The organism is Bradyrhizobium lablabi (genome assembly GCF_001440475.1).
Taxonomy (GTDB): Bacteria; Pseudomonadota; Alphaproteobacteria; order Rhizobiales; family Xanthobacteraceae; genus Bradyrhizobium; species Bradyrhizobium lablabi.
In genome coordinates, this window is record NZ_LLYB01000129.1 from 26,610 (window position 1) to 51,262 (window position 24,653).

A 24,653-nucleotide genomic window follows, 5' to 3' on the forward strand; every position below is an offset into this window, starting at 1 on the left:
GAAAGGGCTACCCGCAGTAGCGCTTTAACCGATCAGAAGATTTCCGCTCGGTCCTCAGAAGCCGACATCGCTTTCATAAGTACGCATCCTAACGGCCGATCACGCCCGCGACCTGGGACGCAACCTGTTCGGCGAGCATGTGGTAGCCGTCCGGGGTCAGATGCTGGCCGTCCGGCTGATGCGGTAATCCCCTGAACGCGCTGTTCGGAATCATGATCACCGGGATGCCGCGGCCGCTCAGCCGGCTTTGAATTTCCGACGTCCGATCGGGCGAGCCCTTGCGCCGGTCGTTGCCGCCGGGCTTGCAGGATGACGGCGCTGGTCCCTTTCGGCACGACCTGGTCCAGACGTCGCAACATGCCTTCCGTGGTGTCGCCGTTAATGCCGGCGTTCACGACACGGACGTTGGCTCCCTTGGCCCGCAATATCGATTCGAGTTGCGCCGGATAGGCCTGATTGCGCGCTACCCCTTTGCCGAAGGTATTGCTGGCGCCAAGCGCCACGACCGTTGCCGCGCTGGCCGGCGCCGATGCAAGCGCGGCCGTGATCGCCAAAGAACCCAGAAATCCAAGCCGAAAGGCGCGCAATTTCATGTTTGGCCCCCATATGCATCGATTCCAGGAACCTACAGGGCGAATATCTCCCATTGCAATCATATCGGGCCGGCCGGTCGCAGGGAGGCGGACAAATTTTATCGAGCCCCTGTCGATCCGCCGCCTTCCCGTTCGTCGTCTCCCACAGCGAGCCAGTTTTGCGGGCGATGACCGCCGCAACTCGCCCCAACGGGAGTTCCTCATGCGGATCATGTACATCGTCACGTCCTCGCAGCCCGACCGGGGGCCGACCCCGGCCTTGATGGAGGCAATGGGCAAGCTCGCCGACCGGGAAATCAAGGCCGGGCGCATGCTCGACAGCGGCGGGTTGATGCCGATCGCCATGGCCGGCGCACAGGTCAGGATAACGGACGGCAAGCTCGGCGTGATCGACGGGCCGTTCGTCGAGACCAAGGAACTGATCGGCGGTTACGCCATCTTCGAACACCGGGACATGGAAGAGGCAATGGCGGGCGCAAGGGAGTTCATGCAGCTGCACCTCGAGCACATGCCGGGCTGGGACGGCACCTGCGAGGTTCGCGTAATGGCGACACCGGGCGTGGATGGTGCCTGCGATGTCGGCGTGCGTGCCCGCGCGTGATGCAAACGATCGGCGAGCATAGTCGGCGGCGATGACGGCCGCCGACATCCACCGCACCATTCTGGCGGTCTGGCGCATCGAACAGCCGCGCCTGATCACGGGCCTGTCCCGGATGCTGCGCGACGTGACGCTGGCCGAGGACCTGACGCAGGAAGCGCTGGTGGCGGCGCTGGAGCATTGGCCCGTCACCGGCGTGCCGGACAAGCCCGGCGCGTGGCTGATGGCAACCGCCAAGCGCCGCGCGCTCGACGATCTGCGCCGCCGCCGTATGCTCGCGCGCAAGCACGAGATGCTGACGCGCGAGCAGGAGCAGGAGCAACAGGCGATGCCCGACCCGGACGCCGCCCTTGATGATGATATAGGCGACGAGCTGCTGCGGCTGATCTTCACCGCCTGCCATCCGCGGTTGTCGCGCGAAGCCCGCGCGGCGCTGGCGCTCAGGATGATCTGCGGCCTGACCACGGAAGAGATCGCGCGCGCCTTTCTGCAGCCGGAGGCGACGATCTCTCAACGCATCGTACGCGCCAAGCGCACGCTGTCGGAATCCGGGCTTGCTTACGAAACCCCGCGCGGCGCCGAGCTTTCCGAGCGACTAGCCTCGGTGCTGGAGGTCGTCTATCTCATCTTCAACGAAGGCTATACGGCCGCGCGCGGCGACGAGTGGCTGCGGCCGCAGCTCTGCAATGATGCACTGCGCATGGGTCGCGTGCTGACGCTGGTTGCGCCGCAGGAAGCCGAAGCCCATGGCCTGCTCGCGCTGATGGAGCTGAATGCTTCGCGTCTCGCAGCACGCACGGACGCAGCCGGCGATCCAGTCCTATTGATGGACCAGAACCGCGCGCGGTGGGACCGGCTTCAGATTCGCCGCGGGTTGCTGGCATTGGCACGGGCGCATGGCCTCGGCGGCGGGCAGGGCTTCTACACGCTGCAGGCGGCGATCGTCGCCTGTCACGCGCGTGCCGGGACGCCTGCCGACACTGACTGGCCGCGTATCGCGAAACTCTATGCCGAACTTGCCGCATTGGTACGTTCGCCCGTCATCGAGCTCAACCGCGCCGTGGCAGTCGGTATGGCCGAGGGACCGGCGGCCGCGCTTGTCATTGTCGATCAGTTGGCGCACGAGCCTGCGCTGAAAAACTATCATCTGCTGGACAGCGTCCGCGGCGATCTGCTCTACAAGCTCGGCCGCTTTGCCGAAGCGCGCACCGCGTTCGAGGTTGCCGTGAAACTCGCCGGCAACAAGCGCGAGCAGGAATTAATGAAGCGGCGCGCAGATGAAGCGTACAACGCAGCTCGCAGTCGTTCGCTGATTTCTGAATGAGCGAAGAATCTCGCGCACGCTAGAATTGCCGAATCCACTGCAAATAAAGCCCTCGCGCTGCTCGTAGTACTACGGGCTTCGGAGTTCCGATTCCGAACACAGTGATTAACCAATCGGCATTATCGTCATCGCGACTCATTTTTAGATTTTCGGATTCGCCTTTCGGTCGCGCGCTTCGAGCGGTCCTTGGCGCTACTTTCGAGGACGCGGCATGCCGGGACTTTTCCCTCGTCGATCAAACCTGTTCGGGACCGTCGTGGTTGCCGCCAGTCTCGGTGCCGTCGGCTTCGCCAGCATCGGCCTCGGCGCCGTCGTTGTCGGCGAGACGCGCCGCGTCGATCTTGGTCAGAAGGCTGCGCCTGGAATCGATTCGATCAAATCACAATACAAGCGGCCGGCCACGATTCCGTTCCCGAAGGAAAATCCCTACACGCCGGAAAAGGCGGCGCTCGGCAAGAAGCTGTATTTCGATACGCGGCTCTCGGTCTCCATGGCGCAATCCTGCGCGAGCTGTCACAGCCCGGGCTTTGGTTGGGGCGACGGCCTTGCGGTCGGCGTCGGTCACGGCATGGCGAAACTCGGCCGTCACTCGCCGACCATCGTCAACGCCGCATGGGGCGCCATCTTCATGTGGGACGGCAGGCTCGCGACCCTCGAAGAGCAGGCGCTCGGCCCGATCGAGGCCGCCGGCGAAATGAACATGCCGCTCGACAAGTTGATGGACCGGCTCGCGTCGATCAACGAGTACAAGCCGCTGTTCGCCGCGGCCTTTCCCGGTGAGGGTATGAACGCCAAGACGCTTGCCAAGGCGATCGCCACCTATGAGCGCACCGTCGTTTCCGAACGCGCGCCATTCGACGCCTGGATCGAAGGCAACGAGAAGGCGATTTCCGAAGAGGCCAAGCGCGGCTTCGCCGTCTTCAACGGCAAGGCAATGTGCTCCGCATGTCATGAAGGCTGGAATTTCACCAATGACGGCTTCCAGGATATCGGCCTTCCAAGCAAGGATATCGGCCGCGGCGAGTTCGTGCCCGGCGTGGTCAAGATGCAGCATGCCTTCAAGACGCCGGGCCTGCGCGAGATCGAACGCCGCAGCCCCTACATGCACGACGGATCGCTCGACACGCTGGAAGCCGTGGTCGAGCATTACGATCACGGCGGCATCGATCGTCCGAGCCGCTCCGACCTGATGAAGCCGCTTGGCCTCAGCGCGCAGGAAAAGGCCGACCTGGTCGCTTTCATGAAGACGCTCACCAGTAACCTCAGTCCGACCGCCGTGCCGGTCATCCCCCGCTGATCCCTGCCACTCCGTTTCAAGGAATATTCCATGCACAAGACCATTACCTTCGCTCTCGTCATCCTCACCGGTCTCTCGGCTGGGGCGCTGGCCGCCAACCAGATGGTCTACCAGAAGGGAAGGGTGTTCTCTTCCGAGAGCGTCTCCATCAAGAAGGGCGATGCGCTGACCTTCGTCAACGACGACAGCATTCCCCACAACCTGATGTCGGCCACCAAGGGCAGCGAATTCAATCTCGGTTCACAGGCGCCCGGCACGTCGACGGACGTGACCTTCAAGGAGGCGGGCGACATTCAGGTGATCTGCGCGATCCATCCGCGGATGAAGATGATGGTGAAGGTTACGGACTAGTCGCGCCAACGCCGCGCCGGAGATTTTTGATGTCGATTCGCTACAAGATTTTCGGCGCCTTTAGCGTTGTCATCCTGCTTGCCTGCGGACTCGCATTCTACGGCATTCAAGGCATCTCCACCGCGGGTGACCTCGTGGTGCGCCTTTATGACGGCCCGCTGATGGGGATCAACCACGCGCGTTCGGCGCATGCAGGGTTGAACGAGGCGCGTCTCATCATGCAACGCAGCCTGACTGAGGGGACGACGAGCGAAGCCGTTGCCCGCTTCGAAAAGCTGGTTCGCAACATCTCCGAAGATCTCAATGTTGTCAGGGACAGGGTCCAGGGCGCAAACGCCAAGGCTGCCCGCGAGAAAGCCGAAGCCAGCCTCCGCGGCTGGTCGAATGCCGGCTTGAAGATCCTCAAGCCGGCGCCGGGCGGCCTGACCGAGATACCCACGATCTTCACGCTGAACCAGCAGGGTGATGAGGCTGTTGCGGCGCTCGACGATCTCGTTGAACTGGTGGCCGCCTATGGCTTCGACTACCGGACCGAGGCGGAAGCGTCGGTCACTGCGGCACGCACCGCCATGCTGGGGATTGCCATCGGTACCGCGCTCGTCGGCTTCGTTATCGCCATTGCCTTTTCCTATTCGCTGAGCAAGCCGATCTCGGCTGCGGTGCGTGTTGCTGAACGCGTGGCAGCCGGCAATTTCGCTGACGATATCACAGTACGGCGGCGCGACGAGCTGGGCCGGCTCCTGAAATCGCTTGCCGTGATGCAGGCGAGCCTGAAGGCCCGCGCCGATCAGGATCTCGCGCTGATGTCCTCGAAGGACGAGACGCATGCGCAGCAGGTCAGCCGGCGTCAGCGCATCGAGGCCGAGATCGACGCGTTCCGTTCCACCTTCACCGCGGCTCTCGCCAACACCGACCGGATGACGGGCGAGTTGACGAACACCGCGCAGACCCTTTCCTCGATCGCGCACGCCGCCGGCAAGCAATCGGTCGAGACGGCTTCCACCGCCGGTCAGACTTCGGCCAACGTTCAGACCGTGGCAACCGCCGCAAGCCAGCTCGGCGATTCCGTTCAGGCGATCAAGATGCAGGTCAATGACGCCACCATGATCGTGCAGCGCGCCTCGGGCATGGCCGGGACGGCCAACGATACGATCCGGGCGCTGGCCAGCTCCACGCAACATATCGATGAGGTCGTGGGCTTCATCCGCAACATCGCCGGCCAGACCAATCTGCTGGCGCTCAACGCCACGATCGAAGCCGCGCGCGCCGGCGAGGCTGGTCGCGGGTTTGCCGTGGTCGCCTCGGAAGTCAAGGCGCTCGCGACCCAGACCGCCAAGGCGACCGAGGATATTTCCTCACAGATTGCCGAGGTGCAGTCGGCGACGAAGCAGGCGGTCGACAATGTGGGCGCCATTGCTTCGATCATGGACGAGATCGATCGCTTCACCGCCGCGATTGCCGATGCCGTCGGCCAGCAGAATGCAGCGACGAATGAAATATCGCGGAGCATCGGGCACGCCGCCGCCGGAACGGAAAGCGTTGCCCGAAGCATTGCCGGAACGGCCACCGCGACCGAGAACACCAATCGCTCCGCCGACCTCGTCCTGGCGACCGCGCGCGACCTGTCGGATCAGGCAGCCGATCTGCGCGCGTCCGTCGATCGTTTCCTCTCAAACGTAGCCGCGTAGCCGGTCCGGCTTCCGCCCGACGTCAGAGGAACCAGTCCGCCGATGCGCGCGTTGCCCCGGCAATCATTGGAGCAACCCGCATGGCGAAAAAGACCGTGCTGGCGATCGGGATCGAGCCATCCCTCGTCGACCTCAGCGCTTTTCCCGGCCTCACGGCCGAACTGGTGATGAGCTATATCGCGGCGCAGATCGAGCGACTTCGCGCGATCGGTTTCGAGGCTGATAGCTGCCTGGTCGATCTCGGCGATACCGCCGAAGCCGTCACCGCCGCGGCGCTGGGCGCCAAGCATTATGACTGCGTGGTGATCGGCGCCGGCTTGCGCGAGCCGCGGGAGCGGCTGCATTTGTTCGAGCGGATCATCAACCTGGTTCACCTCGCCGCGCCGCAAAGCAGGATCTGCTTCAACACCACGCCGGCCGACACGGCGGACGCCGTGCAGCGGTGGATCGCGCCATGAGCGCGCCTGCGCTCAACCCGTGCGGAAGGTGCCGAGCAGATTGCCGATGATCTTTTGCCCGCGGGCGCGGAGCCTTTTCGGGTTCTCCGCCCCGGGCAGCAACAGCGCCATCTCGCAGATCATCGCATCGACCATCCGGCTCAGCAGCTCGATGTCCTCGAAATCGAGCTCACCCTGGCGCTTGAGCGCGGCCAGCGTCGCGGTGAGCAGGGCCATGGGGTGGGCTTCCTCGATCTCCCGGTAGCGCGCATTGCCGAGCACGGCCGGCGCTTCCTGGATGACGATACGCGCATAGGCCGGCTCGAGACAGACATCGAGATAGGCTTCGATGCCCTCGGTCAGGCGGTCCCATACCTTGCGCTGCGTCTTCGCGCGCGCCTCGATCTTCGCGGCGGCCTCGATCTGCAAGGCGACGACCGCGGCGTCGAACAGCGCCTTCTTGTCCTCGAAGTGGTGATAGAAGGCGCCCCGCGTCACCCGCGCGGCGCGCGAGATCGCCTCGATCCCCGCTGCCTGATAGCCCTCGCTCGCAAAAGCATTCTGGCCGGCCGCCAGCAGCGCCTGCCTCGTGGCCTCCGTGTATTCCTCGCGGCGGGTTCGTTCGCGTCCGGTTTCCTGCATGCCCCCGACATACCACTTGACGCCTGTGAGCCTATCAACATATAACATACATATGGTATGTGAAAAACAATCAGTATGAATTCAAGCGGAATCCGCGAAGATGTGGGAGGGCGATCATGAACGGCGATCGAATGTTCGAACTGGCGCAAGCACTGGCTGCCGCCAAGAGCCGGCAGGATGTCCCGGAAGCATTGAAGGTCCTGCATCCCGATATGCTGCTGGAGAACCCGGCGTTCGGAACCAGCGCCCGCGGCCTTGCCGAGAACGAGAAGGTGTTAAACCGGTTCTTCGCGACATTTCCGGACTACAACGTGGTCCTCGAAGGCCACGCCGCCAACGACGGTGTGCTGGTTTGCTGGGGACGCGTGCAGATGACGATGACCGGCGACCGCTTTGGCGTCGTCCCCAATGGAAGGCGGGCCGAACTGCCGGTCTTCATTCAATTCGCTTTCGAGGACGATCTGATCGTCCATGAGCGCTTCTTCTTCGATCTATCGGAGCTGTGCGCCCAATCGGGCGTCTCGACAGATGTGGTCCGTAAAAGAATTTTCGGTGCCGCGGCTGCCTCGCCGGTCGCCGCCTGATGACGCCTTCCCGGCAAGAGGTTTGGACATGACAGCAGATCCACGCATCAAGGCCGTCGCAGCCATCAGCACGACGCCATTGTTCGACATCGTCGTCGATCTCAATCCGCGACTGAACATCGGCGACGGCCCGCTCGGCCGCCGCATCCTGTTCGGCGCGGCCGGCGGCACCTTCGAAGGCCCAAAACTGCGCGGCGAGGTGGTGCCCGGCGGCGGTGACTGGGCGCTGTTTCGTGCCGACGGCGCGATGTCGCTCGACGTCCGCCTGACGCTACGCACGCATGACGACGCGCTGGTGCAGATGACCTATGGCGGCCGCTGGATCACGCCACCCGAATTGCGGGAGGAGATGACCGATCCCGCGAAACGCTATCAGGTCGATCCATCGCGCTATTACTTCCGCACCAATCCGCTGTTCGAGACCGGCGCGGCGCAATATGCCTGGATGAACGACATCGTCTGTGTCGGGTCGGGATATCTGGTCGAGGGTGGCGTCGCCTACAGCATTTCCCAGATCGTCTGAGATTCACGCGGGCGACGGTGATCGGCGCTGCCGGACGATCGCCCAGATCCAGGCGGCAGCGACGAGTGCCAGGGCGGCAGCAGGAGCCCAGGCCTGCGGCTCTCCCATGGTGTGGAGGGTCAGGCCGCTCAGGAAGCACCAGAGAACGGGAATCGGCAACAGCAACGGCAAAAGTCTGCCGCGGGCGAGAAGCAGAATGCCGAGCGTCGCCGTCGCCGTTGGATCGGGCGCGATGCCGAAGACCTCGGACGCGGCCCAGCCGCGTCCCTGCAGCGGCGCAAGCAACGGCTGTCCGAGAAGCGCGAAGCCGATGATGAGGTATCCGATCCAGTCGGCAGGCCGGCGCCGGTCGAAGGCAAGCGCGTTGAGCAGGCATGCGACGAGCAGCAAAGCGCCTTCGACGAAAAAAGCCGGCGCGATATAGGCGGCAGCCCAGTTGATGGTCGCGTAGCGGTTCCACAGGAACGACCAGCCGACGAAGATCCAGAGCATCGCCAGGATGAGCGCGATCCAGCGCGCCAAGCTTCCCGGCCGCCACGCGATGAGCAGGACGATGGCGAGGCCGGCAGCGAGCGTTACGAGCTGGAGAGGCCAGAGCGCCGCATTGTACGATTCGAACAGGCGCCAGTAGACGCGCGGCGAAAACAGCAGGAAATCTTCCGGCCGATAGGTCCACCACTCCGACATCAAAGCGCCTTCACGTGAGCGGCGATGCGTTGCCGCATAGCGGTATCCGGCATCGGTCCGGCCGCGGCCGCGAGGTTTTCACGCACATGGTCGACGCGCGTGGTCGCGGGAATGGCGACGGTGACGGCGGGGTGAGAGAGGATGAACTTCAGCATGAGCTGCGCCCAACTCGAGATGCCGAGTTCGGCGGCCCATTCAGGCAACGGCTTGTTCTTGAGCCGGTCGGTCAGCGCGCCCTGCCGGAACGGGCGGTTGACGATGACGGCGATGCCGCGTTCCGCGGCGAGCGGCAACAGCCGCGCCTCCGCCTCGCGGTCGACGACGTTGTAGGAGAACTGCACGAAATCGATCGGCTCGCTCCGCATGATCTGTTCGAGCAGGTCGTGGCGGCGGCCTTCGGATGTGGTGATACCGACGTAACGCACGGTGCCGGCAGCCTTCATCTGGAAGAGCGTCTGCAGATGCGGCTTCCAGGTGAGGAGATTGTGCACCTGAACGAGATCGAATTTCGGCACGCCCCAGTAGCGCCGCGATTGCTCGATCTGGGCCGGACCTGCCGTCGCCGAGGAGGTCCAAACCTTTTCGGCCGCGAATAGCGCGGCAGGTCGCCCAAGCTTTTGCAGGCCGTAGCCGACCACCGGCTGCGACGAGCCATACATCGGGGAAGAATCGATCATGCGGCCGCCCGCCTCGAAGAAGGCGGCCATGACACCAGCGCATTCATCCCTCAGCGCCGGATCGTCGCCGACGTTGAAGGTGATCCAGGTCCCCAGCCCGACGATCGGTATCTCCTCGCGGGTCGAGGGTATGGGGCGGCGGATGGGGAGGCTTTGTTGGGCATGCAGAGGGATTGGCAAGAGCGCAGCAGCGGCCGTCGCCAGGGAGGTCCGCATCAACGTTCGGCGTGTGGTCCGCATCCGATGCTCCATCATCGCGGCAGGGCAAACTCCCGCGCAAGAAATGCGCGGGGCAACGGAACGCCGCCGCCAGCCTTGCAATACAAGATTGCAGATTAAGGCACTGGATCAAATATGTAGTCGCGCACGGTGCTCAATCCAGGATGGACCGCTGACGTCCGCGGAATGAACGGCAGTCTTCTCAAAGCTGCGCGAGCTGTTGCACGAGCCCTCGCGCCTATTCGTCTTCGTCGGGTTCTCTGACGACCGGCGGCTCGTCGTCCGGCTCGTCGTCGTTCTCGTTGTCTTCGTCCTCGTCGTCATCATCGTCATCGTTGGGAACGCGCGGCGGTATCGTGCCCATGGAGGTGACGAGGCTCCACTCGGCTGCGGAATGGTTCTCAGGGATGCGCTGGGTCATGGTCGGCTCCTTTCTGGATTCGCGACATCATGCGCGGCGGTTATGGCGCAAGCGGCCACTGAACCCGATTTTTAGGCTCGCGCTCTGCGTTATCTCAATGCGCACTGAAGGTGAGGCCGGCGCGTTCTTTCAGACGCTTGCGCAACGCCGGACCCATCAGCGCGCCCGGCGTCCAGATGCCGCCCTCGCCCTGCACGTCGCGCACGAGGCAGAGAGCGCTCTCGGTGATCATCTTGCTGGTCGAGCCATAGCCCGGATCGCGGTCGCCCGTGACGACCGTCTCGACCCGTCCGCCATCCGGCAGTTCGCCCAGGAAGAGGATGTCGTAAAAACCCTTCTCGCGCACATCCCGAGACGGGCCTGCGCCGGGTTTGAGGCCGCCGGCCCCGAACATGGAAACCAGCGTGGCGAACGCCTCCGTCGTCACGCCGGCGACTTCGCCAAATCCCGGCGCGACCATCATCTCGTCGTAAACGAAGTCCGTGCCGTAGGGATGACCCAACAGGAAATTGGTGCGGTGCACGTTCTTGGTATTGATCGGCGCCATTGGGAACGGCACGAGCAATGCGTTCAGGCCCGGGTCGTATTCAGGGATGAGGCCCGAGGGCTGAGACGGCCCGGTGAACCCCGGCGTCAACGCGAACGGATCGGCCAGCAGCCGGATCAGGGCCGGGTCGCGCGCGGCGGCGGCCAATGTCGCACTCGCGCTCGCCGCGGTGCCGCCGGACATCCCGCCTTTCACTTTGCGCAGGCGGGCCTTCACCCGCCGCGCCGGGCGTCCGAATTTCTCGCGCGCCTTCTCCTGCAACGTGAGCACGCCGAGATCGAACGGGATGGAATCGAAGCCGCAAGAGAACACGATGCGTGCGCCGGTCTGTTTCGCTTCATCGTGATGGGTGTCGATCATGCGCCGCATCCAGGCCGGTTCGCCGCACAGATCGACGTAGCCGGTGCCGGTGGCCGCGCAGGCCGCCACAAGCTCGGGCCCGTAGCGCTGATAAGGCCCGACCGTCGTGATGATCACGGCCGCACGCTCGCACATCGAACGCAGGCTGGCCGGCTCGGCGGCGTCCGCCTTCACCAAGGGCAGATCGTCCGGTGCGCCGATGTCGGCACGCACCTTCTGCAGCTTGTCGGTCGAGCGTCCGGCGATCGCCCAGGACGGAGCATCATCGCCGCGATAGGACGTCGCCAGATATTCGGCGATCAGACGGCCCGTGTAACCCGTCGCACCATAGACGATGAGGTCGAGGTCCCGCTTCACGACGTTGGTCCTCCTGCATCGCGTTTGACGGAGGATATCACAGTTCCCGTCCTTAGGGGCGCGATGTCCGGCCGGGTCACACGCGGCGGTGGGGGACCGCGCGAGGCAAGTTTGGTCTGCCCCTGACTGCGAACACCCAGGGCCCCTTCGAGTTCCTTCGAGGTGGCAGGCCACATCCGGAAATCCATGCATCCCGATTTCAGTCGCAGGTCAATTCCGCTAAGCTTCTGTGGCGAACGGGGTGTGAACGCGACCATACAAGCCGTTCTAACCCGCTGGCTCAGAGCCGACACTCGTCTGCTCGCGAATGATGGCGTCAGCTACGCGGCTCGCAGCGTGGAGGCGACCAATGACCCGGACAATTTCTTCCGCATTATCCAGAAAATCGCTCCGGCGAGGGAGTGGAGCATCATGGAGGTGCAGATGACTGATCAATGGCTATTCAAAAGCGAGACCTATGATAACTGCAATTGCGCCATGAACTGTGGTTGCCAGTTCAACCTGCCGAGCACGCACGGCTATTGTCAGTCGGCCTTCGTCGGCACCATCGTCGAAGGTCGCTTCAACGATACGCCGCTCTCGGGCTTGAACTGGGCGGCGCTGTACAAGTGGCCTGGCGAAATCAAGGACGGAGGCGGCCGGCGCCAGATCGTTATCGACGAGCGAGCGGATGAAGCTCAACGGGGCGCGCTTGAAACGATCATCTCGGGCAAGGCGTGCGAACCGTTGAGCAATCTCTTCGCGGTATTCGCGTCCACATGCTCGGAATTTTGCCGGACGTTGTTCCTGCCGATTGATCTCGATGCGAACCTGGAATTTAGGACCGCAAAGGTAGAGATACCCGGCGTCATGCGCAGCATCGGCAGGCCGAAGATCAACGAGTTTACCGGTCAACCATTCCGCATTGCGCTGGCGCGTCCCAGCGGAAGTTTCGAGTTCACCTACGCAGAAATCGGGCTGGGTACCACGGTGGTCACGGGTGACATGGACATGGCGTTCGAAGATTCATGGGCGCACTTTTGTGTTCACCACTTCAATCAGGATGGCCTGGTCAGGCAAAGATCAAGGCTCACGGTATGGATTGGCTGACCCGGCGTGCGTGCGAGCTTTCATCAGTCGGTTGAGAAGGCTGGCCGTGCCGATGGCTCAGAACGATCCCGCCACCGAGCCGATCGCGATGATCGCGGCGAGGGCCACGAGTGGGCCGACGATGCCGGCCATGACGATATCGCGATAGCTGTCCCGGTGCGTCGATCCGCAGACCGCGAGCAGCGTGACGACCGCGCCGTTATGAGGCAGGGTGTCGAGCGTCCCCGCACTGATCACCGCGACGCGATGCAGCAGCGCGGGATCGAGGCCGATCTCGGCCGCGCGCGCCAAATAGGTTCCTCCGAGCGCGTCGAGCGCAATGGTCAGCCCGCCCGATGCCGAGCCCGTGAGCGCGGAGAGCACGTTGGTCGCCACCGCGAGCGAGACCAGCGGTCCGCCGCCGATGCCGAGCACGGCGTCGCGCACGACACCGAAGGCGGGCATCGCCGCCACCACGGCGCCGAAGCCAACCAGGCTCGCAACGCTCACCGCCGGCAGTACGGCGGCGTTGGCGCCGGCGTCCATGGTTGCGCGCAGGGCCGGCAAGCGCCGATGGCTGACGGCGAGGACCGCCACGATCGCGCAGGCGAGGGCTGTGATCACAGCCCATACGCCGCCGACGGCTGCGAGCGACGTTCCGCCCCAGCGCGCCTCGGCGAGGAAGCTTGTGTCCAGCGCCGGCAGGATGAACAACGACATCGCGAGATTGACGGCAATCACCACAACAAGCGGCAGCCCTGCGAGTACAACCGACGGCGGCGCGTCGGTCACCGCACCGTGTACGATCTCCGCCGGATCGAACTCGCGCGCGGTGGTGGCGCGTTCGCGCAGCTTTTCGTCAGTGGCAAGGCTTGCGGAAGGCATCGGCACGCCGTCGCCAAAGCCTTCGCCGTTCTTTCTTGCGTTGGCTTCCTCGCGGTTGAGCCACCACAGGCCGAAGCCGAGCATGATCAACGAAGCCAGAATGCCGAGGCCGGGCGCGGCGAACGGCGTGGTGCCGAAGAACGGCATCGGGATCGCGTTCTGGATCGATGGCGTTCCGGGCAGCGCCGACATGGTGAAGGTGGAGGTGCCGAGCACGATCGCCGCCGGCATCAGCCGCCGCGGAATGCCGGCGCTGCGAAACAGCTCATGCGCCATCGGTGCGAGCACGAAGAAGGCGACAAACAGACTGACGCCGCCATAGGTGACGAGCACTCCGGCGAGCACCACGGCGAGCACAGCCCGCCGCGTGCCCAACCGCTGCGTCATGTAGGCCGCGATCGCGGCGACCGAGCCGCTGTCCTCCATCAGCTTGCCGAACAGCGCGCCGAGCAGAAACAGCGGAAAGAACTGGGCCAGAAAACCGGCGGTGCTGACCATGAAGGTCTGGGTCCAGTGGGCCAGCAGCGGCTCGCGGGAAAACAGCGCGGCAACCAGCGCGGCAAGCGGCGCGAGCAGCAACACGCTCCAGCCCCGATACGCGAACAGGATCAGCAGGCCGAGCCCGACCAGGATACCGAAAAGGCCCAACAGAGTCATCGCTCCTAGCACTCCGCCAGCAGCACATCGAGATCGGTGGTGGAGCGTCGGCCGACGTCATCAGCGTGCGCCCTGAGGAAGGCGTCGGCGCTCTTGCGTCCCTCTTCCCGGAGCAGCGAAACGAACTCCCATTCCGCGTTGAGCTTGGATGATGCGCCGAATTGCGTGAGGGTGTCGGTCATGATCCGGTGCGTGCGCATTCCGGCCCAGCGCGCGCCCTCGCCGTGCCCGGGGTCGGCCACCTGGCGCAGCAGCGCCATCATGCGCAATTCCTTCATCAGCGGCGAATTGAAGGAAATCTCGTTGAGCCGGTTGAGGATCTCGTTTGCCGTGCGCGGCGGCTCCGGCCGTTCGCGCGGATTGATCTGCACCAGAATGGTGTCACACGCGTCGCTCTCGCGCACCAGCGGCGTCAGCGTCGGATTGCCGGCATAGCCGCCATCCCAGAAAGGTTCACCGTCGATCTCGATCGCGTGGAACATGGTCGGCAGGCAGGCCGAGGCCAGCAGGACATCGGCGGTGATCTCCTTGTTGCGGAAGATGCGGCCGCGGCCGGTGCGCACACTGGTGGCAGTGACGAACAGCCTGATCGGCGCGCGGGCGAGCCGGTCGAAATCGATGCTCTCGGCGAGGATGGCGCGCAGCGGATTGAGGCCGAGCGGATTGAGATCATAGGGCGAAACCACGCGGGCCATCAGGTCCATGGCGACATAGGCGGGCGAGGTGTCCAGCGTCCAGCGGCCCATCATCCGGTCGAGCGGCGAGCGCTGCAGCGGGCTGAATGCCGCAGCCTGCGACACGCGTCGCCAATAGGCCGCGAGCGCCGCCCGCGCGCCTTCGGCCCCGCCTTGCGTCCACCCGTCGGCCACCAGGGCGGCATTCATCGCGCCCGCCGACGTGCCGGAGATCGCCTCGATCCGCAGCCACGGCTCCTCGGTCAGCCGATCGAGCACGCCCCAGGTGAACGCGCCGTGGGAGCCGCCGCCCTGCAAGGCGAGGTCGATCAGGACAGGTTCGCGCGCTGTTTCGTCCATCGTCACCCTCGTTGGCTGGAGATGAAACGACACTCAATTCAGGACGTTCCGAAACCCTCTCTCGACTCTTCGTAGGATCGACGGAGCAGCGCGTACAGGCTGCCGCCCGTCGCCGCCCCGAGCAGATAGGCGACGGCTGCCAGCAGCGCGAGCGGCACGCGGGCATTCAAGCCGAGGAAGGACATGGTGACGATCTCGAAATTCTGCAGCGCGAAGATGACGGTCGCGGCGACGAACAGAATGATGACGGCGAGGTAGATCCAGCGCATGGGCGCCTCCCTTTCGTCGATCAAGAGACCGCGCCGCGCGCAGTCCGCCAATCACACCTCAGCGAGCGCGGTGCAAGCCGAAGCCGAGCCCGATATAGCTAGCGCCGGCCATGATGAGGTCGATGCCGAGGAACAAGCCGAGGATATACAGGCTTGACACCGGCCAGCGCGCCAGGATCAGCAGGCCGAGCAGAAGCGTGATCACACCTGATAGCACCACCCAGATCCAGGGCGTTTCCCGTTTCATGCTGAAGGCCAGCACGATTCGCATGATGCCCGAGACCACCAGCGATGCGCCGAGGATCAGTGTCAGCAGCACCGCGGCGAGCAGCGGATTCTGGAACGTGACGAAGCCGCCGATGATATAGAGCACGCCGAGCAGGACCCAGAGCAGGAACTTGCCCCAGCTCTTGATCTGGAAGGCGCTAAACACCTCGGCGACGCCGGCGACGATCATCATGATGCCGACGACGAAGACGCTCACGACAGTGGCCATAGCGACACTGCCAAGCGCGATAAACCCGGCGATCAGATAGACGATGCCGAGCGCGACGATCCAGCCCCATTTGGCGCGCAGCGGCGCCGTATCCGAAGCGGCTGTTCTCACGGTGTCTGAAGTGATGGTCATGACGGTCCTCCGAAAACGAAAACCTATCCGACGTCAGTTTTGCCGGTCCCTCGACGCGACAGCGCGGGGGTGCTCGACACCTGCATAATAGCGCAACTGCGCGTTGCGATCACCCCGATTTCGGCATTTTCGGCCGCGATTTCGTCGTGCAGCCTCGCCGCGGCATGATGCTGTTCGTCCCGTTGTGAGACGATTGTTGAGCGATAGCGGTCCGCTAGATCAGCTTCATCCCCTTCAAACTCGAATGCCCGTTCTTGCCGACGATGATGTGGTCGTGAACGGCAATGCCGAGCGGCTTTGCGATCTCGACGATCGCCTTGGTCATGTGGATGTCGGCCTGGGATGGCGTCGGATCGCCGCTTGGATGATTGTGCACCAGGATCAGCGCGGTCGCCGATAGTTCGAGCGCGCGCTTGATCACCTCGCGCGGGTAGACCGGCGTATGGTCGATGGTGCCGGTCTGCTGGATTTCATCGGCGATCAGTTGATTGCGCTTGTCGAGGAACAGCAGGCGGAATTGCTCCTTGTCGACGAATGCCATCCCGCTCCGGCAATAGGCGATCACGTCGTCCCACGACGACAGCGCGACCTTGCGCTTGATCTCACCCTTAGCCACCCTGCTCGCAGCGGCAGCGAGCAGCTTGATCTGGTTGATCGAGGCCTCACCGATGCCGTCGACCTCGCGCAGGCGCGCGACAGGCGCGTGAATGACCTCGGCGAAGGAGCCGAATTTCTTCAGCAGCTCTTTGGCCAGCGGTTTGGTGTCGCGCCGGGGCAGGGCGGGAAACAGCGCCATCTCCAGCAGCTCGTAATCGCTCAGCGCCTCCGGCCCGGCGCCATAGAAGCGCTCGCGCAGCCGTTCGCGGTGGCCGTGATAATGCGGCGTCTCGGCGGCTTGATCCGGGGGAGGGCTGGTCCTGGCTGGCATCGGCAATCACCATGCCGTTCCAGCCAGCTTTTGCAACTCTGAAGTGTCGGGCCGGCCGGGGATTTCGGACAGAGAAAAGGCGCCGCGCGAACGCGGCGCCTTCGGTGGTTCTAGGTCAAACGGCTATCAGGCCTTCACCGCCGCGAAGGCATAGCCGTTGCCGTCCTTGGTCAGCGTGCCGACATTCGGGAAGCCGAAATGATAGCCGGCGATCATGCCCTTCTCGGCGATCACGCGATCGAAGAACGCGCGGCGCGTCGCTTCCGCCTTCGGGCCGTCCGCATCGAAGCCTGAGAACCAGCCGGGATTCCTGACGAACAGCTGGTGGATGCCGGTGACGTCGCTCTGGATGTAGAGCTGTTGGCCTCCCGATGCCACGAGGAACGACATGTGCCCGACAGTATGGCCGGGGGTGGCGATGGCTTTCACGCCGGGGGCGATGTCGGCGCCGTCGTTGTACTGCTTGACGTTCTTCCAGGTCGGGAAGGTCGCCTGAATCCGCTTGATGAACGGACGGTTGGCTTCCGGCACCTTCTCCACCAGTGCCGGGTCGGTCGCGAACTTGAACTCCACCTCCGGCATCATGATTTCCGCGTTCGGGAAGACTTGTTCGCTGGTCTCCTTCACCCACAGGCCCGAAACGTGATCGGGATGGAAATGCGAGATCACGACGGTGGAAACCGCCGCCGGGTCGAGGCCGGCCGCCTTCATGTTGTCGGCGAGCTTGCCGACCGTCGCCGGGCCGTTGCCGCCAAAACCCGTGTCGAACAGGATCACCTTGCCGCCGGTCCTGATCGCGGTGACGGTGAAGGGATTGTCAATCTTGTCGGGTCCGATGCCGGCGGCGGTGAGCGCCTTCTTGACGTCGTCGAGCGAGGCGTTCTTCACCATGCCCTCGGCGACCGTGCGCTCGATACTGCCCTCGTGCAGGCTAAAGACCTCGATGTCCCCGACCTTGTATTTGAGGCTATCCGCGGCGCGCTGCGCATGCGCGGCGCCGATGAACGAAACCGGTCCCTTGAGGCCGAAAACCAGCGCCGCCCCCGTGCTCCCGAGGACCAGATCGCGACGTGAAATCTCGAACATTGCCCTTGCTCCCTTTGCTTGATCGCTGCCCGCCAGAGCCTTCCCGTCCGGAAGGCCCGCGCAGTACTACCCCGGATCAGGCGGGCTATTCCGGCGCGATGCCGCTTCAACTACAGGGCAAGTTGCCGCATCGCAGCGTCCGCGCTCGGGCCTGTCAGCAAATGCGAGGCATTTGCAAACAGGGCTCGCGACCCGGCCGGCCGACGCGAAACGCTTCGATGAAGCCGCCGTCCTTTTGGGTCACGAAGACGGTTTTGCCGTCGGGACCGCCAAAGGTGAGGTTGGTCGGCTCTTTGCCGCGCAGCGGCACCTCGCGCTCGAGCGATCCGTCGGCGCCGATCACGGCGATCTTGCCGGCGGATAGCCGGGCGAGATAGATCCGGCCGTCGACGTCGGTGCGCAAGCCGTCGACCTCGAAATCCGCAAATCCCCTGATCAGCCGCGGGTCGAGCAATTTGCTGCCGTCGAGACGATAGGCCCATACCTGCCGCGAATTGGATTCGCTCACATACAGGGTGGCGCCATCCGGGCTGAGATCGATGCCGTTGGTCACGCCAAGGCGCCTGGTCGAGGACATCACCTCACCTTGCCCATTGCCATCAGGCCCACGGGTAATGCGCCAGATCTGGCCGCCCGAGGGCGATGCAAATCTGGGGTCGCTGGCATAGAGCGTGCCGTCCGCCGCGATCGCCAGATCGTTCGGCTGATTGAATCGATCGGAATGAAAGTAGACTCGCGGCGTGGTTTCGCCTGATGCGATGACCCAGACGTTGTGCTTTTTGAAATCGGCAATGTACATCCGCCCCTCACGGTCGAAACGAATGCCGTTGCCGATGCTATCAGCGGGAAGCGATGTGAAGAGCTGGGATTGCGAAGCGCCGGGCGCGACCTTGCCGATGGTGCCGCGCTGTCGAAAATTGACGACGTAAAGGTTGCCGGATGCGTCGACCGCGGGGCCTTCTATGCCGGACGTATACTCGCCCTGCGGCGTGAGCTGCTTGCTCACGAACAGGATGTCCTCGGCGGCATCGGTGCGGGCTGCAGAAAAAGCGACAAATGCGATCAGGAAGGTGGCGGCAAATCCGGCTCGAAGGTCTCGTTCCCCGGTTATCATCACCTGTCCGTGCTGCAATGCCATCGGCGCAAGCGCGCTTCCCGGGGACGCGAACAGGTTCGGCTGAAGGCGCCGCCTCAGACGGCGACGTACGGCTTCTCGCCGTTGCGCGCCGACAGCGTGAAGATCTCGACGCCGGTCGCGGTCACGCCGACCGAATGCTCGAACTGCGCCGACAGCGAGCGGTCGCGCGTCACCGCGGTCCAGCCGTCGGACAGGATTTTTACATGCGGTTTGCCGAGATTGATCATCGGCTCGATGGTGAAGAACATGCCGGGCTTCAGCATCACGCCTTCGCCGGGCCGGCCGATATGGATGATGTTCGGCTCGTCGTGGAACAGGCGCCCGAGGCCATGGCCGCAGAAATCGCGCACCACGCTCATGCCCTGCGGCTCGACGAAGCTCTGGATGGCGTGGCCGATGTCGCCGGTGGTGGCGCCGGGCTTCACCGCGGCGATGCCGCGCATCATCGCCTCATAGGTGACCTCGATCAGCCGCTCCGCCTTGCGGGCGATCGGGCCGATCACATACATGCGGCTGGAATCGCCATACCAGCCGTCGACGATGAAGGTGACGTCGATATTGACGATGTCGCCTTCCTTCATTGCGCGGTCGCCGGGCATGCCGTGGCAGACCACATGATTGATCGAGGTGCAGGTCGAGTAGCGGTAGCCGCGATACATCAGCGTTGCCGGATAGGCGCCATGGCTGAAGGCGAAGTCGCGGACGAATTCGTCGATCCGGGAAGTCGGGACGCCCGGCTTGACGATGTCGGTGAGCTCGTCGAGGCATTTGGCAACCAGTGCGCCGGCCTTGCGCATACCGGCAAAACCGCTGGCGCCATGCAGCTTGATCTGTCCGGTCTTTCGCAAGGAGGTGTCTGTTGCTTCGATATAGCTCATGGGCGGGTCATGCTTCGGGAACGGAAAAAGGGCTGATTTGAACGTCTAATTTAATGATCCGACCGCTCAGTGCAAGCCAAGGTTGGGACTCCGGGACGCCTTAAAAAGCTTGCATCTAGCCGGAAACCTCCACCACCTGCTCGACCGGTAGCGCGCCGCCGCGGATGCGGATTTCGCGGACCGGATAGGGAACACGGATGCCCTCGCGCTTGAACGCGTCCCACAGCGCCAGCATCACCTCGCTCTTGACGTTGTCCATGCCGTCTGGATCGGCGATCCAGAAGGTCAGGGAGAACTTCATCCCGGCCTCGGCGAACTCGGTGATGATGCAGTTCGGCGGCTTGTTCTTGATGGCGCGCGGGGCGGCTGCCGCGACCTCGATCGCCAGCTTGCAGACGAGGCGGGGATCGGCGTCGTAGTTGGTGCTGAACAGCNACCTTCACCAGCGTGTTCTTGTCGGTATAGGTCCAGTTCACGACCTTCTGCGNTCACCAGATCCTCGTTCGGGATCAGGAACTCGCGGCCGTCGCCGGCGGCAACCGAGATGTAGCGCGTCTTCATGGCGCTGATCCGGCCCGAATTGTCGCCGATGGTGACGAGGTCGCCGGGCTTCACGGATTTGTCCGCCAGCAGGATGATACCCGAGATGAAATTGGCGACGATCTTCTGCAGGCCCAGACCGATGCCGACGCCGGCCGCGCCGGTAAAAACCGCCAGCGCCGAAAGGTTGATGCCGACGGTACCGAGCGCGATGGCGATCGCCACCACCATCAGTCCGATGCGGATGATCTTGACCAGCAGCACCTGAACCGACGGCGTCAGGTCGCTGGCCCGGGTAATCCTGCTTTCGATGAAGTTGCTGGCGATGTTGGTCAGCCAAAGCGCTGCGATCAGGAGTGCGCCGGCCTTGATCAGAAGCAGCGGCGTCAGCCGCAAGCCGCCGATCTCGACCGCGAACGAATCCAGCGTTTCCGCTGCCGGGTCGAGTTGTCCGAGGATACTCAGCGCTGCGACAAACCATGCCGTTATCGACACCAGCTTGACGATGAAGGCGTTGCGGATCACCGAAGTTATGAGCCGGATCACCAGCCACGCCAGCGCCAGCTTGGCGGCGACCATCAGGAGATAGCTGCGGCTCGGCCACGTCAGATGGTACATCGTGACGCGCTCCGCGATCACCAGGACCGCGAACACCGCGGTCGAGGCGCTGCCGACCAGCACGCGGGCGAAATGCCGGAGCGGCAACGGCCAGCGCATCGCCAGCGACGTCATGTCGACCCGCGCGCGGATCGCCGCATCCGCCGCATAGGCGATGCCGGCGGCGGTCAGCATCAGTCCGAACTGCAAATAGAACCATGGCGAGGTGACCTCTGCACCGACCGATCGTGCAGTCGATTGCAGAAACTCAATGACTTCCTTCGGGGCCATATCCATCGGTAAATCTCGTCAGGCGGAGCGCAGGCAATTTGATTCGAACAGTGGGCAGATTTCCACAAACCGGGCGGACGGACCATCGATACATGGACCGGCCAAGTCAGTTTAGCCCTTAAAATAGGGCACATTGCCGCTGTCGCAGAAATGGGTTGGCGTTCAACTGTGGCAACGATATGGATGCAGTTGCAAGTATTTTGCAACGATTATCGGAGGTTCATGGCTTCTCTCGACTCGGTCAGCATCGCCATCTTTCTGGGCGCCGTTCTGGTGATGGCGGGCATCCTGTCGAGCCTGCTCGCGCTGCGCTTCGGGGCGCCCTTGCTGCTGGTGTTCCTCGGGATCGGCATGCTGGCGGGCGATGCCGGGCCGGGCCAGCTCAGCTTCAATGACGTCCGCACGACCTATCTGGTCGGATCGGTGGCGCTGGCGCTGATCCTGTTCGACGGCGGCCTGCGGACCAAGTTTCAAAGCATTCGCACGGTGCTGGCGCCCTCCATGGTGCTGGCGACGATCGGCGTGCTGCTCACCGCGCTGGTCACTGCACCGGCCGCCCGATATATGCTCGATCTGAGCTGGACCGAGTCCCTGCTGGTCGGCGCCGTCGTGGCGTCGACGGACGCGGCGGCGGTATTCCTGCTGGTGCATACGCAGGGCCTGCGTCTGCGGCCCCGGGTGGGGGCAACGCTGGAAGCGGAGTCCGGCACCAACGATCCGTTTGCGATCTTCCTCACGCTGATGCTGGTCGAGTTCATTTCGATCGGCGAAAGCTCAGCCGGACATGTCGTGCTGGAGCTCGCCCGCGAAGGCGTGCTCGGCGCCGTCGTCGGCGTGATCGGCGGCCGCCTGGTGGTGCTGGCGCTGAATCGCATGGCGCTGCCGCAGGGCCTGCATGCGCCCTTCGTCACCACGGCCGCGCTGGTGATCTTCGGCGTGGCGCAGATCGCGCATGCCTCGGGCTTTCTCGCGGTCTATCTCGGCGGCATCATCATCGGCAACCGGCCGACCCGCGCGCATAATTCGGTGATCACCTTCCTCGACGCCGCGACCTGGCTGGCGCAAATCGTGATGTTCGTCCTGCTCGGGCTGCTCTCGTCGCCGCAGCGTCTCCTCGATAGCGTGGGACCAGCGATCATCGTGGCGCTGGTGCTGATGCTGGTGGCCCGGCCGCTCGCGGTGATCCTGTGTCTCGTGCCGTTCCGCTTCAACTGGCGCGAAAAGATCTTCATCGCCTGGACCGGCTTGCGCGGCGCGGTCGCGATCTTCCTCGCCTCGATCCCGATGCTGATCGGATTGTCGAAAGCCTATCTCTATTTCGACGTCGCTTTCGTCGTCGTCATCATCTCGCTGTTGCTGCAGGGCTGGACGCTGGCGCCGGCGGCGCGCTGGCTGCACGTGGCGCTGCCGCGCGTGGACCGCGGTCCCAGGCGCGTCGAGCTCGATCTGCCCGGCCAGCTCGAGCAGCAACTGGTCGGTTATCCCGTGCGTCCGAAAAGCCTCTATTTCCGGCGTGGCCTGCTGCCATCCTGGTCCAAGCCGACGCTGGTGATCCGCGAGGAGCGGATTCTCTCGCCCGCCGAGGCCGATCCCGTCGCGGCCGGCGACTACCTCTATCTGCTGGCGCCGCCGGAAAAGGCCGAGGCGCTGGACCGCTTCTTTGTCGACATGGCGCCGAGCTCGGCGCCGGACCCGCATCTGCTCGGCGATTTCATGGTCTCCGGCGAGCATACGCTCGGCGAGCTGGCGCAGATCTACGGCGTATCGGCCGGCGAAGAGCAGGCCACGCTGACGCTGGCCGACTATTTCGACATTCACCTCGACCATGCGCCGAAGGTGGGCGCCGAGCTTGTGCTCGATCCGATCGTGCTGGTCGCGCGCAGCATCAGCGGTGGCCGGGTCAACGTGGTCGGCCTGCGGCTGCCCGAGGATGAGGAAGTGGTCGTGCCGCTGACGCGTCGGCAACGGTTGAAGCGCAAGCTGGCCGATATCTGGTCGTCGGTGGCGGGGGTTTGATCGCCGGTGCGATCTGTGCCGACGTGCCCGCCACGGCGTGGGGGCGTGACGAGTTTAGTGTACTTAATTAAGCGATTCAGTGCTCGAGCAAACGGCGTTTCGACTTAGCGTATTAAGTGCAATGTCACCGTAACACCCCAGAAACGTTGGCAGCTGGCGCTGCCAAAAAAATTCGCTCGGCTCTTGACGACCGGCCGGCTAATGGGTGTCACCGTAATCCTGATCTCCGATCTGCAGGTCGGACGGTTTATTGTCCATGACCGTGAGCGACGGCGATGATACGATGTTCACGTCGGCGACTTTGCAATTCGCATTACTTTCGTTTGAACTGCCACCGCTCGATCGGAAATGGTGCAGCAGCTGCCTTGCCGTCAATTGTCAGTACGAGCGCCTCCGCTCCACACTCGCCATCGGGCGCGGAAAGATTGAACCGCACGCGTGGCTGCGCATACCTCTGGACCATCAAGGCCTCCCACATTTCGGGGCCGAGCGGACGCATGAATCTGATTCGATCGAGACTGACTTCGTTGCCCACCACTCGAATCCTGGCCTGGTCAAAGTCTGCGTAGAATGGAGCCACCCAGATCGCGCCGCCTCGAATCCTGAGCCGTGGAATTGGCTGAAATACAATGGAGCCCACCTCTATTCTTCCTTTTGGTGGGAGGGGGTCTGCTTCAGCCATCCAGTTGCTGTCAGATTTCATCAGGTTTGCGTGAAGCTGGTGCGCACTACATTTCTGCTCCTCTGCCTGGGTGGCCTCGTTATAGAGGCCACCCAATAGGAGTAGGATCACAAGCCTCATTAGTCTCATAGCGAGTACGTTCATTTTAGCTTCCAGAACCAGATTTCTTTCGCCAAGTAATATCCAGAGCCTGATTTTTGGGCGCTTCCGTTCCAAAGGTCGATGTGGGCCGCAGCCCCCGGCGGCGGACTCTCGTATATGATGCCCGAAGACGACCTATAGTTCTTTTCGAAATCGCCTTGCGACATGATCCGAGGAGGTCCCACTTCGCGCCAAAGCCAATCGGCCAANACCCTTCGCACTCCGCGCATATCCGTCAGTCAAATTACGGTGACACTGCACCNGTAATTCTTAATTCTATCACCGTAATTCGCGCATCTGCTCGGCGATTTCATGGTCTCGGGCGAGCATACGCTCGATCCCATCGTGCTGGTCGCGCGCAGCATCGGCGGCGGCCGGGTCAACGTGGTCGGCCTGCGGCTGCCCGAGGATGAGGAGGAGGCCGTGCCGCTGACGCGCAGGCAGAAGGCCAGACGCAAGTTGGCCGAGATCTGGTCGTCGGTCGCCGGGGTTTGAGCGAGTGCGGGCCGT

At 63.6% G+C, this 24,653-nt stretch carries 26 protein-coding genes and 3 pseudogenes; 11 read left to right on the forward strand and 18 right to left on the reverse strand.

All coding sequences use genetic code 11. The features are described from left to right. Window positions 1-32: 32 nt before the first annotated feature. Window positions 33-593 (reverse strand): SGNH/GDSL hydrolase family protein, encoded by a 561-nt coding sequence (locus tag CQ14_RS38280; RefSeq protein WP_347337183.1) that lies wholly within the window; start codon window positions 591-593, stop codon window positions 33-35. A gap of 202 nt (window positions 594-795) precedes the next feature. Here CQ14_RS38280 and CQ14_RS38285 point away from each other — a divergent pair, with 202 nt between their 5' ends. The 6 genes from CQ14_RS38285 to CQ14_RS38310 all read left to right on the forward strand — a co-directional run bounded on the left by CQ14_RS38285 (window position 796) and on the right by CQ14_RS38310 (window position 6,309). Then, window positions 796-1,194 carry a YciI family protein gene (locus tag CQ14_RS38285; protein WP_057862920.1) on the forward strand — a complete coding sequence of 133 codons (399 nt, stop codon included), beginning with the start codon at window positions 796-798 and terminating at the stop codon, window positions 1,192-1,194. Window positions 1,195-1,225: 31 nt separating this feature from the next. Then, the gene (locus CQ14_RS38290; RefSeq protein WP_057862921.1) at window positions 1,226-2,515 is read left to right on the forward strand and encodes an RNA polymerase sigma factor; all 1,290 of its coding nucleotides are present in this window, start codon (window positions 1,226-1,228) and stop codon (window positions 2,513-2,515) included. Window positions 2,516-2,726: 211 nt separating this feature from the next. Beyond that, complete coding sequence (locus tag CQ14_RS38295) at window positions 2,727-3,812, forward strand: cytochrome-c peroxidase (protein ID WP_082650221.1); 1,086 nt, start codon at window positions 2,727-2,729, stop codon at window positions 3,810-3,812. Between the two features lie 30 nt (window positions 3,813-3,842). After that, window positions 3,843-4,163: a cupredoxin domain-containing protein gene (locus CQ14_RS38300; RefSeq protein WP_057862922.1), complete on the forward strand. Its 321-nt coding sequence runs from the start codon at window positions 3,843-3,845 to the stop codon at window positions 4,161-4,163. 29 nt (window positions 4,164-4,192) lie between these two features. Next, complete coding sequence (locus tag CQ14_RS38305; RefSeq protein WP_057862923.1) at window positions 4,193-5,851, forward strand: methyl-accepting chemotaxis protein; 1,659 nt, start codon at window positions 4,193-4,195, stop codon at window positions 5,849-5,851. A gap of 80 nt (window positions 5,852-5,931) precedes the next feature. Continuing rightward, a complete protein-coding gene (locus tag CQ14_RS38310; RefSeq protein ID WP_057862924.1) occupies window positions 5,932-6,309 on the forward strand; it encodes a hypothetical protein in 378 nt (125 codons plus the stop codon). A gap of 12 nt (window positions 6,310-6,321) precedes the next feature. Here the strand turns inward: CQ14_RS38310 and CQ14_RS38315 are convergent, their stop codons facing one another. After that, entirely contained in the window at window positions 6,322-6,930 is a 609-nt protein-coding gene (locus CQ14_RS38315) for a TetR/AcrR family transcriptional regulator (protein WP_057862925.1), read from the reverse strand. Between the two features lie 116 nt (window positions 6,931-7,046). On the opposite strand from CQ14_RS38315, the gene CQ14_RS38320 reads away from it, so the two are divergent. Further along, the gene (locus CQ14_RS38320; protein ID WP_057862926.1) at window positions 7,047-7,514 is read left to right on the forward strand and encodes an ester cyclase; all 468 of its coding nucleotides are present in this window, start codon (window positions 7,047-7,049) and stop codon (window positions 7,512-7,514) included. 28 nt (window positions 7,515-7,542) lie between these two features. Next, window positions 7,543-8,037, forward strand: coding sequence for a DUF3237 domain-containing protein (locus CQ14_RS38325; protein ID WP_057862927.1), 495 nt, complete (start codon window positions 7,543-7,545; stop codon window positions 8,035-8,037). A 3-nt stretch (window positions 8,038-8,040) separates the two neighbouring features. Here CQ14_RS38325 and CQ14_RS38330 read toward each other — a convergent pair whose 3' ends face one another. From CQ14_RS38330 to CQ14_RS38345, 4 genes are all read right to left on the reverse strand, one after another. After that, window positions 8,041-8,724, reverse strand: coding sequence for a DUF6064 family protein (locus tag CQ14_RS38330; protein WP_057862928.1), 684 nt, complete (start codon window positions 8,722-8,724; stop codon window positions 8,041-8,043). Continuing rightward, window positions 8,724-9,641, reverse strand: coding sequence for an aldo/keto reductase (locus CQ14_RS38335; RefSeq protein ID WP_156435837.1), 918 nt, complete (start codon window positions 9,639-9,641; stop codon window positions 8,724-8,726). The genes CQ14_RS38330 and CQ14_RS38335 overlap by 1 nt, the downstream gene beginning before the upstream one ends. A gap of 217 nt (window positions 9,642-9,858) precedes the next feature. After that, window positions 9,859-10,041 carry a hypothetical protein gene (locus CQ14_RS38340; RefSeq protein WP_057862930.1) on the reverse strand — a complete coding sequence of 61 codons (183 nt, stop codon included), beginning with the start codon at window positions 10,039-10,041 and terminating at the stop codon, window positions 9,859-9,861. 94 nt (window positions 10,042-10,135) lie between these two features. After that, window positions 10,136-11,305 carry a saccharopine dehydrogenase family protein gene (locus CQ14_RS38345; protein WP_057862931.1) on the reverse strand — a complete coding sequence of 390 codons (1,170 nt, stop codon included), beginning with the start codon at window positions 11,303-11,305 and terminating at the stop codon, window positions 10,136-10,138. 243 nt (window positions 11,306-11,548) lie between these two features. Between CQ14_RS38345 and CQ14_RS38350 the strand changes: the two genes are divergently transcribed. Beyond that, window positions 11,549-12,394: a DUF1326 domain-containing protein gene (locus CQ14_RS38350; protein ID WP_245320862.1), complete on the forward strand. Its 846-nt coding sequence runs from the start codon at window positions 11,549-11,551 to the stop codon at window positions 12,392-12,394. Between the two features lie 57 nt (window positions 12,395-12,451). Here CQ14_RS38350 and CQ14_RS38355 read toward each other — a convergent pair whose 3' ends face one another. The 10 genes and pseudogenes from CQ14_RS38355 to CQ14_RS38395 all read right to left on the reverse strand — a co-directional run. Continuing rightward, window positions 12,452-13,906 carry a GntP family permease gene (locus tag CQ14_RS38355; RefSeq protein WP_057862964.1) on the reverse strand — a complete coding sequence of 485 codons (1,455 nt, stop codon included), beginning with the start codon at window positions 13,904-13,906 and terminating at the stop codon, window positions 12,452-12,454. Between the two features lie 14 nt (window positions 13,907-13,920). After that, window positions 13,921-14,949: a patatin-like phospholipase family protein gene (locus tag CQ14_RS38360; RefSeq protein ID WP_057862932.1), complete on the reverse strand. Its 1,029-nt coding sequence runs from the start codon at window positions 14,947-14,949 to the stop codon at window positions 13,921-13,923. A 38-nt stretch (window positions 14,950-14,987) separates the two neighbouring features. After that, window positions 14,988-15,218, reverse strand: coding sequence for a LapA family protein (locus CQ14_RS38365; RefSeq protein WP_057862965.1), 231 nt, complete (start codon window positions 15,216-15,218; stop codon window positions 14,988-14,990). 58 nt (window positions 15,219-15,276) lie between these two features. Then, window positions 15,277-15,846 carry an HdeD family acid-resistance protein gene (locus tag CQ14_RS38370; RefSeq protein ID WP_057862933.1) on the reverse strand — a complete coding sequence of 190 codons (570 nt, stop codon included), beginning with the start codon at window positions 15,844-15,846 and terminating at the stop codon, window positions 15,277-15,279. 214 nt (window positions 15,847-16,060) lie between these two features. After that, on the reverse strand, window positions 16,061-16,774 hold the full coding sequence (radC, locus tag CQ14_RS38375) for a RadC family protein (protein ID WP_057862934.1): 714 nt from the start codon (window positions 16,772-16,774) through the stop codon (window positions 16,061-16,063). Between the two features lie 126 nt (window positions 16,775-16,900). Further along, a complete protein-coding gene (locus tag CQ14_RS38380) occupies window positions 16,901-17,860 on the reverse strand; it encodes an MBL fold metallo-hydrolase (RefSeq protein ID WP_057862935.1) in 960 nt (319 codons plus the stop codon). A 154-nt stretch (window positions 17,861-18,014) separates the two neighbouring features. Then, window positions 18,015-18,998: an SMP-30/gluconolactonase/LRE family protein gene (locus tag CQ14_RS38385; RefSeq protein ID WP_245320864.1), complete on the reverse strand. Its 984-nt coding sequence runs from the start codon at window positions 18,996-18,998 to the stop codon at window positions 18,015-18,017. 53 nt (window positions 18,999-19,051) lie between these two features. Beyond that, the gene (map, locus tag CQ14_RS38390; RefSeq protein ID WP_057862936.1) at window positions 19,052-19,876 is read right to left on the reverse strand and encodes a type I methionyl aminopeptidase; all 825 of its coding nucleotides are present in this window, start codon (window positions 19,874-19,876) and stop codon (window positions 19,052-19,054) included. A gap of 115 nt (window positions 19,877-19,991) precedes the next feature. Continuing rightward, a pseudogene (locus tag CQ14_RS47365) lies at window positions 19,992-20,310 on the reverse strand (mechanosensitive ion channel protein MscS); the annotation flags it as partial. A 54-nt stretch (window positions 20,311-20,364) separates the two neighbouring features. Beyond that, window positions 20,365-21,310 (reverse strand): annotated as a pseudogene (locus tag CQ14_RS38395) (mechanosensitive ion channel family protein); the annotation flags it as partial. A 216-nt stretch (window positions 21,311-21,526) separates the two neighbouring features. On the opposite strand from CQ14_RS38395, the gene CQ14_RS38400 reads away from it, so the two are divergent. Beyond that, entirely contained in the window at window positions 21,527-23,320 is a 1,794-nt protein-coding gene (locus CQ14_RS38400) for a potassium/proton antiporter (protein WP_057862967.1), read from the forward strand. Between the two features lie 313 nt (window positions 23,321-23,633). Here the strand turns inward: CQ14_RS38400 and CQ14_RS38405 are convergent, their stop codons facing one another. Both CQ14_RS38405 and CQ14_RS44255 read right to left on the reverse strand, forming a co-directional pair. Beyond that, window positions 23,634-24,146 (reverse strand): hypothetical protein, encoded by a 513-nt coding sequence (locus CQ14_RS38405; RefSeq protein ID WP_057862937.1) that lies wholly within the window; start codon window positions 24,144-24,146, stop codon window positions 23,634-23,636. Then, window positions 24,143-24,352 (reverse strand): hypothetical protein (locus tag CQ14_RS44255; RefSeq protein ID WP_210183186.1); only part of this gene is annotated, 210 nt, incomplete at its 5' end. The genes CQ14_RS44255 and CQ14_RS38405, both read right to left, overlap by 4 nt. Window positions 24,353-24,437: 85 nt before the next feature. Here CQ14_RS44255 and CQ14_RS38410 point away from each other — a divergent pair. Continuing rightward, a pseudogene (locus CQ14_RS38410) lies at window positions 24,438-24,638 on the forward strand (potassium/proton antiporter); the annotation flags it as partial. Between the last annotated feature and the right edge of the window lie 15 nt (window positions 24,639-24,653).